This window comes from uncultured Microscilla sp., assembly GCF_947493425.1.
Classification (GTDB): Bacteria; Bacteroidota; Bacteroidia; order Cytophagales; family Microscillaceae; genus Microscilla.
Window position 1 is genome coordinate 182,869 of sequence record NZ_CANLRP010000001.1, and the last position, 13,237, is coordinate 196,105.

Here is a 13,237-nt window from a genome sequence, read left to right on the forward strand (position 1 = left end):
GAAACATCTTTTCTTGTTTATAGCTAAAATTACCAATACAACAAGTGCCTTGTATTTAGAGCAAAACATGTAGTGTCAAGCAAGTAACTTATTTTTCAACCATTCCTTAGCAAATTTAATAAAGAAGTGGCTTAGAAATCACGTTTTCCTACAAAAAAAATATAATTAAACCTATAAATTGTGATATTTGAAAGTGTAGAAAATTAGGCAGTTTGAGTAATTTGAAAAAAAAAGCATAAGTTTTTTAAAAAAATAATCGTGATTTTATTGGATAATGAAAGGTTTTACAGTGAATTGCTTTAGAATAAAATTTGGCGAAAACAGTTTGTTTTCTGCAACATTTTTTGAAAAAACACCCCTGTTTTTATCTCCAAAGAGTATAAAAAACAATATATCTATTCAAAAAATCAAAAATAAGACAACAATATGAAGCATACCATTATACTAATTGTTATGTTCTTTGCTTTGGGTTTATGCAATATATCCTATGGGCAATCTACTACTACACACATGAAGGTGGTACAGTTTAAGAAAGGTACACAGGGAGCCTCTTACCAAGACGCCGTTATCAGAGGTGAGCGTATGGTATATGTATTGGGAGCACGTAAAGGACAAACAATGATTGTAAAGGTTTGGGCAAAGGAAAAGAATGTCGTGTTTCAAATCAGGCATAGGAAAACCAAAAAGTATTTGCCAGATACCGAGCCAGGGAAAGGTGCACGTACCTGGACAGGTGCTTTGCCTTACAGTGGCAATTACGAAGTTATAGTAGGAGGTACCAGAGGTAATGCTTCTTATAATATCAGCTTTACGATTATGTAAGTGCATTCTAAAATTTGACTAAAAACAATCAAGGGACAATGATCTAACTCATTGTCCCTTGATTGTTTGGTAGTATAGGTAATTAAATGCTTTGTGCAATCGCTTATCTTTCCAATAAAAGTGTGGTATCGCCACGACGAAACAAAGTGCGGCTAAAGTTTTCGTACACATCGGCACTCAAAGTAATGATGGTGCGTGGGCTTTTAGCGTCGTTGGTATATACATAGAACGACTCTTGGATAGGTTCAGCCTTGGTGGGGGTAAACATTAGCTCCAACATTACTCGTCCTCCCGGAGGCACTACGTTTTGCTTAAGGTTAGCTACTGTACACTTACATTCACTTACCAGTTTTTCTATTTTTAAAGGGGCATTGCCTGTATTTCTTATTTCAAAAGCCTGACGCAGTGTCAAACGGTTTTCTGTCATACCAAAATGCTTAATCTTGTTACGCATAAACAGTTTGGGAGCTGCTTTTGCTGATCCATTGCTAATATCTTTGTAGGTTTTTTTCTTACGATTGACCTTACCGCTGATAAACAAAACCACCAATTTGTTGGTTGCATTGCTATTTACAGTGATGCTCTTGTTGAAATTACCTGGACGCCCAGTGGTGTTATAAGTGGCTTTGATTTTCCCCTTTTTGCCTGGTTGTATAGCTTCTTTAGACCAGTAAGGAGTTGTACAGCCGCAAGAGGCAGTTACCTTAGAAATCTTGATGGCTTTGTTCCCTGTATTTACAAATTCAAATTCATAAGACACCATTACCCCTTCGGCAAGTTCACCAAAGTTGTGTTTCTCGGTGTCAAACTTCATTGTGCCCTGAGCATACGTACTAGCCGTTAAAAAGCAAGTTGAGGTAATCCCCAACAGGCAAATAAGTAAAAAAGAGTCTTTAAAATTTTTCATTGTGCTGTTAAACATTAAACAAGATTTAATAAGCATAGTATTATTTATTATGCTTGGTGTGATTCCTCAATATTAGATTACTCTATCACAAAAATAGCGATTATATGACAGAATTGGCTATAATTTCCATACTATCATATTTTCGATGACAAGATTGACAAATTTAATGCTAAAAATAAAAAACCACATTATTTGGTAAATCTATTTTTATAAAAAATAAATACTAATAAACTGTTTTGTTTTAGAAATTTTTTGACTACAAATTGTAATAAAAAACGTTTTGCCAAATATTATATGGGTATTCCTGAAAAGGTAAAGCTATTTGAAAGATGCTTTTTTTTGAGTAGTTTTGTAAGACACCTCTCAGGATTGTAAAATACAGTCAAAAAGTTTAACTATTCTAATAATTGCATTTCGTATGATTACAAAAGATATATCTGTAGAACAGGAACTTACTAAAGACACTATTCTAAAAGACTACCAGTTAGCATGTGAAAGCCGTGAAGCCAGTTTGATCGGGCGTAAAGAGGTTTTTATGGGCAAAGCTAAGTTTGGGATTTTTGGTGATGGCAAAGAAGTAGCTCAATTGGCTATGGCTCAGGCATTTCGCCCAGGTGATTTTCGTTCAGGGTATTATCGTGATCAAACTTTTATGTTTGCAATTGGAGAGTTAACCATGGAGCAGTATTTTGCCCAGCTATATGCACATACCTCAGTAGAAGCTGAACCTGTGTCGGCTGGTCGAATGATGAATGGGCACTTTGGAACCCGTTTGTTGGACGATGAGGGCAAGTGGAAAAACCAAAGCAATGCTTACAATGCCTCAGCTGACATATCGCCTACTGCTGGGCAAATGCCTCGCATATTGGGCATAGCTTATGCCTCTAAGCTTTATCGGCAAAATACTGATTTGCAGGTTTTTACTGATTTTTCTGATCAGGGCAACGAAATATCCTTTGGCACCATAGGCAATGCCTCTACCTCTGAAGGACTATTTTATGAAACTATCAATGCTGCCGGAGTATTACAAGTACCTATGCTCATGTCGGTATGGGACGATGAGTATGGCATATCGGTACCCAAAGAGTACCACACAACCAAAGGCAGCATTTCTAAAGTATTGGCGGGCTTTAAACGTACCAAAAAAGAACAAGGCTATGAGATTTTTACGGTCAAGGGCTGGGATTATGAAGCTTTGTTTGAAACCTATCAAAAAGCGGCTGAAATATGCCGTACTGAGCATGTACCTGTCTTAGTTCATGTCATAGAGGTAACCCAACCCCAAGGCCACTCTACTTCTGGCTCGCACGAGCGCTATAAGTCAAAAGACCGTTTAGAATGGGAAAAAGAATTTGATTGCATTAAAAAAATGCGTGAGTGGATTGTCACTCAGGGGTATGCTTCGAACGATGAGGTAGACACCATAGAAAAAACAGCAAAAACCAATGCTAAAAATGCCCGTAAAACTGCTTGGAATGCCTTTGTAGACTCTATGAAAGGCGATCATAACGAGGCTTTGCAACTACTGACTCAGTTGGCTCAAAGTAGCCCAAACTATGCCGATAAATTGAGCGAGATTCAGGATGATTTGCAAAAAACTACCAATCCAGTGAAAAGAGACGCTATTACGTCAGTAAAAAAAGCATTGAGATTGATTCGTACTGAGCAAAATCCTGCAAAGCATTCACTAATTGCTTGGTTAGATAAGGTAATAGAAAAGGGACGTGAAGACTACAGCTCACACCTGTATAGTCAGTCAGACGAGTCAGCATTGAATATACCCGAAATACCTGCTCAGTATAACGAAGACAGCAAGTTGGTAGATGGAAGGGAGGTGTTACAAGCTTGTTTTGATGCAGCACTTACCCGTGACCCCAGGGTGTTTGCTTTTGGCGAAGATGTAGGAAAAATAGGGGACGTAAACCAAGCATTTGCCGGACTACAAGAAAAGCATGGCGAGCTAAGGGTTACTGATACAGGTATTCGCGAAGCAACCATTATAGGGCAAGGTATTGGAGCCGCTATGCGTGGCTTGCGCCCAATTGCCGAAATACAATATTTAGATTATATCTATTATGCAGTACAAATCTTAGCCGACGATTTGTCTTGCTTGCAATACCGCACCAAGGGTGGGCAAAAATCCCCTTTGATCATTCGTACCCGTGGCCATCGTTTAGAGGGTATTTGGCATACAGGGTCGCCTATGGGTGCTTTGTTGCATAGTTTGCGAGGCATTTATATACTTACCCCACGAGATATGACCCAAGCTGCTGGTTTCTACAATACATTGCTCAAGTCAGATGATCCGGCTTTAGTAGTGGAGTGTTTGAATGGCTACCGTCTAAAAGAGAAATTACCAGAGAATATAGGTGATTTTACCGTACCGCTGGGGGTGCCCGAAACCTTGACAGAGGGTACAGACATTACTTTGGTTACTTATGGTTCTATGTGTCGTATTGTAATGGATGCCGCTCGTCAGCTCGAAGAAGTAGGCATTAGTTGTGAAGTGATAGATGTACAGTCACTATTACCATTTGATTTACAACATCGTATTGTAGAATCTATTAAAAAAACCAACCGTGCTTTGTTTATCGACGAAGATGTACCAGGGGGTGCTTCGGCATTTATGATGCAAAAAGTAGTAGAAGAGCAAAATGCTTATCGTTGGTTAGACTCAGCCCCGGCTACGTTGGCTGCACAAGAGCACCGGGCTGCTTATGGCAGTGATGGTGACTACTTCTCGAAGCCAAGCATAGAAGATGTATTTGATAAGGTATATGAAATTATGAATGAGGCTGACCCGACACAATATCCTGCGATTTACTAACCTGCCAGATAAATGATACAATACAAAGCCCATTTACTTGATGAGTAAGTAAATGGGCTTTTTTTGGGCTGGTTATTTTGCCACATCTTCATAGAATGCCTTGACTGCTCTACGCTCGGCTTTACTGGCTATACGCGTTATAATGGGCGTAAATAGTGCTTTTCCTGCATGTTTTACCGCAATTGAACCCCCAAAAATGTTAGATACTACCTTGAGTTTTTTGAGTTGAGCTATTTCAATGCGCACTACTGCTTTCCATTGTTGCTCAAAGTTATGAAAAAACTCATCCAAGCTCTCCAGAGTAGTACTTTCGTCTGCCAACAGCCCAGCAATCATTTCGCGGGGGGTATGGTCGCCAAAATTAAATGATTCTACCTTGTCTACACCAGCCAGCGCATTTGCGAAAAATTCCTTCACAGATGATTCGGCCACCGTTTTTTGATCAGGTACTACATACAAATAGGTGTTGGTACCTACAAAGCACACTTTTTCGGTGATTTGGTCTGCCACTGGTACAAATACATAGTCCACATTTTCTTGTAAAGCCATTTTGATTGTTAAAGTTTGGTGTTGTTATAAAACAATAGAATATCAGGTAAAACAAAAACAGCCTTGTAGATAAATCTTCAAGGAAAGAAATTTGCTTTGTTAATATTCTAAAGTATTAATTTTTTAGTAAAGGCTTTAGTTAACACTTAAAAAAGCTTATTTTTCTCAAAACCTGACAAATCAACCTTATCAATACAATGAGTTCAAAGAATATAAGTTACGTGCTGATCATTCGCCGCATTCTTTTTCTTACTACAGGAGTATTGTTCGCCATTTTATTTTTTCGGGCAGCTTTTGGTGTAGGTTCTTATGGTTCACTCCTTAGTGAAACGTTTCGCTTAAACCTGCTTACCGAAAAAGGGCCTTTGATTAGTAAACCTTTCAGGGTATACGAAAAAACGAAGTATTATGAAATGAACTTTGATAAAAACACTTCTGAGTTTACAGGTGATTCTTTGTTGATTAATGTCAAAGTATTGAATAATAAAGATGAAGTAATCAATGAGTTTACTGAAAGTTTTATCGTAACAAATAAGTCTGGTTATCGTGATAAATGGCACAAGCGCCTTTTTAAGGTAAATAAAGATCAAGAACTAAGGGTGGCAATGAAGGTAATCAAGAATAATTTGAAAAAATCAAAGCGTAACTATGTTAGGTTTAAGGTAAGGTATGCCAATAAAAAAGTGCCCACAAGCTACTACTACAAGGTGTTTATTTATGCCTTTTTTGCAATGATTGTAATGCTTTTCATTCCTAAAAAATGGTTTTAGTACATCAAGGCTACCTGCAATATTTAAATTACAACTATGAAAAATTATATTAAACTACTTGTTGGAGGTGTATCATTTATTATTGTATTTGTTACCTACCTTGCCGTGGCTCAAGGGTGGGGAGTCAAACCCATTAGAAACCAACCTATTGTCAGTAAATACCAAGGAAAAAATGGGTATTATGGACGAAAAAATAAAGTGTTATGGGACTCTGTATTAGCTGTTAGAAAAAGAGTGCGAGACTCTTTGAGGCAACGAAGAAGGGATAGTCTTAAAAAAGTAGAAGTGCGTTTTAACAAAACCAGGGATAGTGTAAGTAAACGTTATGGAGCCAAATTCCTTGCCGTGTATGCAGGAGGCAAGTACTTATATGCTTATGGAAAACGCCCTCGTAGTAGTAATAGCTACAGTGGTAGTTACAGTTCAACTTCTTCATCTGGTTCAGGGAGTGTAGGTAGTTTTCGAGGAAGCTCTAACCGTAGTTTTCGAGGGGGGAGTCGCCGGGGAGGAAAGTAAATAAAATAATGGCAGACAAGCATTTACACAATGAGTATCTGCCATTGCTGTATAAGTATTCTAAAACCCAAACCCAAACCTAAACCCACTACTTACCTGATTGCCCTCTTGCAAACCTACGATAAAGTCAAAGCGCATAATTTTAAAAATATGTTCGAGCCCTACGCCTAGCTCCAGGTAATTAAGCGAGGTAGGAGTCCAAAGGTAATTGGCACTGATTACTAGTTGAGACTTTAGCTTATTGATCAGTGGAAACCCGTTCATTACAAAGCCGTTGAAGTGGTGTTCGTAGTGCCCCTCCAGGTAACGGTCTTGAGTACTGTAACGGTAGTAGTCTAACAACTGAAAAGCATTGCTACTACCTTTTAAAAGCCCTGTTTGGTTACCTGAAAAATGACGGAAATCCATAAAATACATTTTATTAGTATTTAAAAATATTCCAGCGCTCACCCGGTATTTACTAGCCCCTATTACCCCCATATTTATATTGTCTGATATAGAGGCATGTAATAAATCATAGTCTACATCACTGTCTCCTATAGCAAGCCCTTTACGGTAGCCCAAAAGCAAAGTAGGGTAGTCTGACCCCATAATAAACTTACGGTGAGGGTATGTCATGTAGCGTTGTTTGATGCGCAAACGCAAAGACGCATTGAATGTAAGTGCCTGATGGTAAGCAAAGTCGGTGTTGATTAGTTCATTGTTTATGGGGGCATTCGGTGTGAACTCTCGATTTTCTACATTACGCCAACTATAGTCTGTAGTATTTTGCATGGCATTACGTTCTGCAAACTCTAAACTCCCCTTAAAGTATACACCATTGATCAACTCTTGACGATACCCCACTTTAGCGTAAGCTTTTTCATATATTTTCATAAAATTCTCTTCGACCACCAACGTGTAGTAGCTATTGAGAAAAGGTGAAATAGATTGCATACGGCTAAGTTGCTCTACATAACGCCCACCTTCTGCCCATACTGTACCAAAGCTTTTGGGGGCAAACCGGTAAGATGTGCGTAATTTTGCCTGAAATCGCTTGTTAGAAAAGCCATATCTAAAACTGGGATCAATGGTAAAATACGTTCTGTTTTCGTAGCGTTTTTGATAATTAAGCGACAAGTCCGTTACCAAACCCTCTACCGTATTGTATTGAAAAGTGCTAATAAGTGGTTGAAAAGAAAAGCGTTCACGGCGGTAAGAGTTACGGTAAGTATAGCCACCATATAGTATGTCAGTAACTCCCAGTTTGTTACGTTTGGCATCAACCGAATCTTTATAAGGCTTACTATCCTTGATCACTTGTAGACTATCTTTTTCGCGGTAATCTTTTACCTCAGTAGTAGTTAGTGGAATGGGTCTGATCTTGTTCCAGTAAGTACTATCTTTTTTATTGGCATCACTTGTTACTGTCATTATCTCATTGTTGAAAAACCGCCGTTGAAAAGTCGGTGTGATGTTATAGTTAGAGTACATACACAAAAAATAGCCTTGACCTTTGAACCCAAAAGCAGCAAATTCAAAATTGTATTTTACTGAGAGCGGTCGCCATACCTTTCCATTGCCTACTGGGGCGTATACTTGCTTGATAGTCACCGAATCTATAAAATCTACTGTGCCCTTGCCTAACGAAAGCTCTACACTATGTATGCGCCAGGAATCATCTATAATGTAGATAAAACCACTAAAAGCCGGAGCAAGTTTGCGGCGGGGCATCAAGCGTATTTTATTGACAGTGAGTCCATTTTCTTGAAAAGAACCCTCATAGCGGTAACGATAATAAAGCATGGCATTAAAAGCCACTGGCGACACCATTCCTCTTTCACTAAAACCTGTGTTGTTAATGATATTGTTATAAAGTTCCGTTTCCATCTCTGATGCCTGGTTGAAACTAAACCCACGGCTATTGCCGCTCACCTTTGATGAAATCATCTTCTCTTTATACTCTCCGTTTTTATAGCTCAGTTCCGATACCGACTCCGAAAAGTACACAACGCCAGTGTCTACGTCTACCTTCATGCCTAGTACTCGCTTAGGGGCTTTACCCAAACGCTGCAAGCCTTTAACGTAGGTGTCACAGGTAAACTTTTCTATTTCTTTCAAGTGTTTTTTTCGGTTGCGTATGGCTTTGCGCATAATAGGATAAGCGGGGTCTTCGCCATTCGAGGTAATGGTTACCTCGTTTAGAGTAAGTACTTCAGGTTCAAGACTTACATTCAAGGTTTGCGACTGGTTGATGGTCACTTTTTTAGTGCTGGCTTTGTAGCCAATAAACTGAAAAGCAATGTCGTGGTTTCCAGCCTTAAGCGGTAAAAAATAATCTCCATTGTCGTTGGTAGTAGTGCCGTTAGAGGTACCCTTTACATATACAGTCGCAAAAGGCAAACCTTGTCCTTTTTTATCAGTTACCCGTCCTTTCAGGGTAAACTTTTGTTGTGCGGTAAGTTTGCCGGGTAATATCCAAAGTATTACAAGCAATAATATTCCGAGAGTTTTGAGTAACGGTTGGTTTTTCATGAAAATAATAAATAAGTTATTTTTTTGAGTCATGGATATTTTATCCCGTGTGTTTAATAGGTATACAAGTCTGATGCAGTCTCCCCCCTAATGGTTGCTTTCCATTTTGAAAAATAATAAAAACTTACCTAAAAGGCGAAGTGTAATAGGGATCACCCTTATTTTCTAAATTACAAAACTCTGCTATTATCTATCAAGGCAGGTCGGTTTTTCATACAAAATACTGGTTTGCTTCGACCAAATACCCATTTATTTCGTTTGGCCAACAATTACAAAAAAGCGTTGAACCTAACCCGAGTAAATATGATTAAAAAGTGCTTCAGCTCAATTTGCAAGGATTTTATCTGCCATCAATGTTAATTTTTATGGAGTGAACGCTACTAATAGGATATAAAGCAATTGATGTTGAAACATTGAGCATGTATTTAACCCTTTCTGAAATGGCAAAAAACTCACACCCTACGCTTACATTAGACGATCACGAGGAGATTAAATCAATCCCCAAAAATAGTAATACAGTGATTCACTCTAAAGTGAAAGGTTTTGCGCACGCTTTTACCAAAGAACCCACTACCTCAATCAAATATGTAGTGAGTGGTGAAGAAGCCTACCGTATAGATGGACACACCTATAGAGTTCAGGCAGATGAGTTTTTGATTGTAAATCCTGAACGAAACTACGAGGGTTATATTGACGAACGTAAAGAAACAGAAGGTGTGTGTATTTATTTGCACAAAGAGATAATAGATAGTGTGGCCAAAGTACTTGGAAAAGCTGACCAAACCTTGTTGGACAATCCCTTTGATAACTCTATCCAAAATTTTGAATTTTTTGAAAATATTTACAAATCACACAATAGTGCACTGGGGCTAGTGATTAGAAAGCTATACCGAAACATTCGTCACAGGTCGGTAGAAACAGTACGTAATGACCACGATCTGTACTATGCCTTGACAGAAATGCTGTTGCTTGACCAGCAAAAAATTGCTCATGAAATCAATCGATTGAAGTCTGTCAAGCTTTCTACCAAACAAGAGCTGTATAGGAGAGTGTTGATTGCTAAAGAATACTTAGATGAGTTTTACTATAAAAAATTAGATATAAATGAAGTTTCTCAAGTAGCTGCGTTGTCTGAATATCATTTCTTTCGTACTTTCAAACAGGTTTTTGGTATATCTCCTCATAAGTACTTGATTAAAAGACGCTTGGAAAAATCTGTCGAGTTATTGCGTCAAAACCGTTATACCATTACTGAGGTTGCTTACCTGATTGGTTTTCCTGACATACATTCGTTTAGTAAATCCTTTAAAAAAGCGTTTGATATTACTCCTTCTAAGTTTATAGGACAATAATTTACCAATCATCACTACCACCATCTCCGCCAAAGCTCCCTCCCCCCCAAGACGATCCTCGACTTGAGGATGAACCGTAATCATTGTAGTCATCAGACGAATAGGAAGAGTTTGATCGAGTGTTGGAATAAGTACTTTTCTTTGAACTCAGCGATGTGCTCACTGATGTTCGAACGACCATTTGCCCAATGCCTTCGTCTATGTATTTGTTGTAAAAGAATACCAACTGACGGAATTTCTCTTCTCCTTGAGCGGTATTCCATAGTTGATAACTGCGATACATTTTTTGCTGTACACTTTTTACTTCCTTTGCCCTGTGAGAATATTCTTTCCAGATAGATAACTTTTGAATGTTTTCTAAAGAGCGGTTGGTTAACTTATCCACCAACGCTTGTTTATCAGTGATTCTGTGAGGGGCTTTTACTCCAAATACCTTGGCCATTTTCTGTAACATGTTTACCTCATCGTATGTCCATACCTGTGCTGGCGTGTTTATCACCATTTCTAAGTGTTTTTGCAATACACTTGTTTCTTCTGCGTGGTTTTCAGGCAGTGTTGAAGGCATTTTTTTTATGGTTTTATGACAAAAGTCCTGAAGTTGATGCAAAGTCTGGTTTCTATCTTTTTGTAAAAACTTACTATTGGCAATGTTTTCTTTAAATGCTGGTTTTAGACTTGTAGCAACAATATCAAACAATGTCTGGTAGAGTGTTGTAGCGTTTTTTATCCTCTCTTGTTCATCATCAGAGAGTTTACTTAGGTCTAGAGAGTTGCACCAGTTTACCTCTTTTTGAGCGTGCATAAGCAACCAGTTTACATAGTTTGAAGTCCACTTTTCCTGGGTTTGATTATAAGGTGGCTGCGCTAAATTTTTTACAATATTTCGGAGTGTTATATCTGGACGTGTGGTGAAAAAATCAGAGGGATAATGCAAAACTTTATACATACTATGGTAAACTGATTTCATCTGTTTACGACTTCCTTTGTGCGCTTTTTGGGTCAATTCCTGTATTTTATTGTCTACCTCAACAGGGATATATTGTTCGTGAAATTGGCGAGCTTTTATTTCATCAATGCGTTTTTTAATGTTTGTTTTGTACCATTTTACATCGTTTATATATTCTTTTATTTGCCAAAAGGCAAGCACCAACCCCAGCCAGCCTATAGTTGCTAATATAGGTATCCAGCCTCTGGTATGGTCAAACATCCAGTAAAGTTCCATAAGCACCACGCCCAAAAAAGCAATACCCAGTATTACTGGAGGTCGTTTGCTTTTGACTACACCTATGAACACAACAAGCCATACAAGAAGCGCAAGTGCTGCCAGGTAAAATATGGCTCCCAATTTGTAATTTTTAAACCTTCCTTCCAAAAGCCATATAATGCGATCAACCCCCATATTTAGCCCCTTGTAGTATTGTTTATTGCGAAAATAAGGGCGAGTCATATCTCTTATTGCCTTGCGTGCATCTGCATTACTTATTCTGTCAGTAACTCCTTTGCCCAATTCTATTCTTGCCTTACGATCTTTGATTGCTACTAAGATCAAGATGCCATTATTTTTTCTCTTTTGCCCAATCCCCCAGTCATTGGCTATCTTAAGCGCTTGTTGCTCTATGGGTATCCCTTGCAAACTATTTATCAGTACTATAGCTATTTGCGTAGAAGTACTATCCTCATAGGCTTTGATTTTTTTCTCAAGCATTTGAGCCTCATCATTGCTCAATACCTGAGCCCAATCGTTTACAAAAAACGTTTCACTGATTCTTTGAGCAGACACCGGAAGTGTAAGCCAAACAATGACCAACCCAATGATGAAAGGTGGAAGTTTTATGGAATATAACCGGTTTTTAAACATAGGCTTAATCATTAACTCAAATTATACTATTATTTACTGGATTTGGTTATTATTTTAGCAACTTCACTCGTCTTTCGTAAGTAAACAACTAACAAAATTCTTGCAATCTACATATCACCATGGAAAAACAAGTCATCACACCTGCTGAAGAGAAGGTGATTTTAAACGATTTTTTTGCAGAAGTCCGCGAATTACTGGCAGACTATTGTCAAGAACGAGAAATGATACTTTCTAATTCTCAATTATATGCATTTTTGCTGGTAAGCCCCATCACCATAGCAATTGCTACAGATGGCACAGTAGATTTTTCAGAAACTACTATGTTGGTAGATGTAGCTGCATATTTCGATCGGGATATTTTATCCAGCGAGTTCGATCAGTTAGAGCAACCAGAAGGTGTATTGCCAGACGATATTTTTAAAAAAAGAGTGTATACAGAGTTACGCTATTTGTGCGTAAGCATGAACCGTTATGAAGAAAAGCTAATTGCTGGCCTCAAGGCCTTGATTCAGCTAGACGAACGCTTGAGTCAATCAGAAGACGAAGCAGAAGCTATCAAATACAAAATTGTAGATACTATGAATAGTGTCATTTACAACAACCTTGGCGAAGACAGTATCGAAGAACCAAAAATTCAAAAAGTGTTGGATAGCCTGGAGATAGATATGGAATTGATAAAGCAACAAACCGAAAAAGAAGATAAGCTCGCGAGTAAAACACTTGAAGATGATGAGACTGCCCAAGTGCCAGAAACAAAGAAGGAACAAAAAAAATAATTTTTTTTTGTAAAGGTCTTGCATTTTAAAAAAGTCGCCGTATATTTGTGCCACAATTTTGCTGACGGAGTGGTAGTTCAGCTGGTTAGAATGCCTGCCTGTCACGCAGGAGGTCGCGAGTTCGAATCTCGTCCATTCCGCTAAATTGCTTAAACCCATCTACTTAGGTGGGTTTTAATTAAAAAATAACTTTTCTATTTTTAATAGAAAATTCAATAATAATTGAAATACAACAAAAGTAGTTGTATATTTGCATCACAATAATTCTAACGGAGTGGTAGTTCAGCTGGTTAGAATGCCTGCCTGTCACGCAGGAGGTCGCGAGTTCGAATCTCGTCCATTCCGC

General features: G+C 38.3%; 10 protein-coding genes and 2 tRNA genes. 8 read left to right on the plus strand and 4 right to left on the minus strand.

The window, feature by feature from the left end; all coding sequences use genetic code 11:
• The first annotated feature begins 426 nt into the window (after positions 1-426).
• Positions 427-822: a hypothetical protein gene (locus tag Q0954_RS00805; RefSeq protein WP_299452409.1), complete on the plus strand. Its 396-nt coding sequence runs from the start codon at positions 427-429 to the stop codon at positions 820-822.
• A 103-nt stretch (positions 823-925) separates the two neighbouring features.
• Here the strand turns inward: Q0954_RS00805 and Q0954_RS00810 are convergent, their stop codons facing one another.
• Positions 926-1,729: a DUF1573 domain-containing protein gene (locus tag Q0954_RS00810; RefSeq protein WP_299452411.1), complete on the minus strand. Its 804-nt coding sequence runs from the start codon at positions 1,727-1,729 to the stop codon at positions 926-928.
• A gap of 418 nt (positions 1,730-2,147) precedes the next feature.
• On the opposite strand from Q0954_RS00810, the gene Q0954_RS00815 reads away from it, so the two are divergent.
• A complete protein-coding gene (locus Q0954_RS00815; protein WP_299452413.1) occupies positions 2,148-4,556 on the plus strand; it encodes a thiamine pyrophosphate-dependent enzyme in 2,409 nt (802 codons plus the stop codon).
• 72 nt (positions 4,557-4,628) lie between these two features.
• Here the strand turns inward: Q0954_RS00815 and Q0954_RS00820 are convergent, their stop codons facing one another.
• Complete coding sequence (locus Q0954_RS00820; RefSeq protein ID WP_299452415.1) at positions 4,629-5,105, minus strand: hypothetical protein; 477 nt, start codon at positions 5,103-5,105, stop codon at positions 4,629-4,631.
• A 197-nt stretch (positions 5,106-5,302) separates the two neighbouring features.
• Between Q0954_RS00820 and Q0954_RS00825 the strand changes: the two genes are divergently transcribed.
• Both Q0954_RS00825 and Q0954_RS00830 read left to right on the plus strand, forming a co-directional pair.
• Positions 5,303-5,875 (plus strand): hypothetical protein, encoded by a 573-nt coding sequence (locus Q0954_RS00825; protein WP_299452417.1) that lies wholly within the window; start codon positions 5,303-5,305, stop codon positions 5,873-5,875.
• Between the two features lie 36 nt (positions 5,876-5,911).
• The gene (locus tag Q0954_RS00830) at positions 5,912-6,391 is read left to right on the plus strand and encodes a hypothetical protein (protein ID WP_299452419.1); all 480 of its coding nucleotides are present in this window, start codon (positions 5,912-5,914) and stop codon (positions 6,389-6,391) included.
• A 60-nt stretch (positions 6,392-6,451) separates the two neighbouring features.
• Here Q0954_RS00830 and Q0954_RS00835 read toward each other — a convergent pair whose 3' ends face one another.
• Positions 6,452-8,905 (minus strand): DUF5686 and carboxypeptidase regulatory-like domain-containing protein, encoded by a 2,454-nt coding sequence (locus tag Q0954_RS00835; protein WP_299452420.1) that lies wholly within the window; start codon positions 8,903-8,905, stop codon positions 6,452-6,454.
• Positions 8,906-9,345: 440 nt separating this feature from the next.
• On the opposite strand from Q0954_RS00835, the gene Q0954_RS00840 reads away from it, so the two are divergent.
• Positions 9,346-10,257, plus strand: a complete 912-nt coding sequence (locus tag Q0954_RS00840; RefSeq protein WP_299452422.1) for an AraC family transcriptional regulator — start codon at positions 9,346-9,348, stop codon at positions 10,255-10,257.
• Between the two features lies 1 nt (position 10,258).
• Here the strand turns inward: Q0954_RS00840 and Q0954_RS00845 are convergent, their stop codons facing one another.
• Entirely contained in the window at positions 10,259-12,115 is a 1,857-nt protein-coding gene (locus Q0954_RS00845; protein WP_299452424.1) for a YgcG family protein, read from the minus strand.
• Between the two features lie 119 nt (positions 12,116-12,234).
• Here Q0954_RS00845 and Q0954_RS00850 point away from each other — a divergent pair, with 119 nt between their 5' ends.
• The 3 genes from Q0954_RS00850 (at position 12,235) to Q0954_RS00860 (ending at position 13,236) form a co-directional block, all read left to right on the plus strand.
• Entirely contained in the window at positions 12,235-12,891 is a 657-nt protein-coding gene (locus Q0954_RS00850) for a hypothetical protein (protein WP_299452426.1), read from the plus strand.
• A gap of 66 nt (positions 12,892-12,957) precedes the next feature.
• Positions 12,958-13,031, plus strand: a tRNA-Asp gene (locus tag Q0954_RS00855).
• Positions 13,032-13,162: 131 nt separating this feature from the next.
• Positions 13,163-13,236 (plus strand) — tRNA-Asp (locus Q0954_RS00860).
• The last annotated feature ends 1 nt before the right edge of the window (position 13,237 follow it).

What these genes read in the sequence shown, in the direction of transcription:
- Q0954_RS00805 (WP_299452409.1), top strand. Translation starts at nt 427, where the DNA reads ATGAAGCATACCATTATACTAATTGTTATGTTCTTTGCTTTGGGTTTA.
- Q0954_RS00810 (WP_299452411.1), bottom strand. Translation starts at nt 1,729, where the DNA reads ATGAAAAATTTTAAAGACTCTTTTTTACTTATTTGCCTGTTGGGGATT.
- Q0954_RS00815 (WP_299452413.1), top strand. Translation starts at nt 2,148, where the DNA reads ATGATTACAAAAGATATATCTGTAGAACAGGAACTTACTAAAGACACT.
- Q0954_RS00820 (WP_299452415.1), bottom strand. Translation starts at nt 5,105, where the DNA reads ATGGCTTTACAAGAAAATGTGGACTATGTATTTGTACCAGTGGCAGAC.
- Q0954_RS00825 (WP_299452417.1), top strand. Translation starts at nt 5,303, where the DNA reads ATGAGTTCAAAGAATATAAGTTACGTGCTGATCATTCGCCGCATTCTT.
- Q0954_RS00830 (WP_299452419.1), top strand. Translation starts at nt 5,912, where the DNA reads ATGAAAAATTATATTAAACTACTTGTTGGAGGTGTATCATTTATTATT.
- Q0954_RS00835 (WP_299452420.1), bottom strand. Translation starts at nt 8,905, where the DNA reads ATGAAAAACCAACCGTTACTCAAAACTCTCGGAATATTATTGCTTGTA.
- Q0954_RS00840 (WP_299452422.1), top strand. Translation starts at nt 9,346, where the DNA reads ATGGCAAAAAACTCACACCCTACGCTTACATTAGACGATCACGAGGAG.
- Q0954_RS00845 (WP_299452424.1), bottom strand. Translation starts at nt 12,115, where the DNA reads ATGTTTAAAAACCGGTTATATTCCATAAAACTTCCACCTTTCATCATT.
- Q0954_RS00850 (WP_299452426.1), top strand. Translation starts at nt 12,235, where the DNA reads ATGGAAAAACAAGTCATCACACCTGCTGAAGAGAAGGTGATTTTAAAC.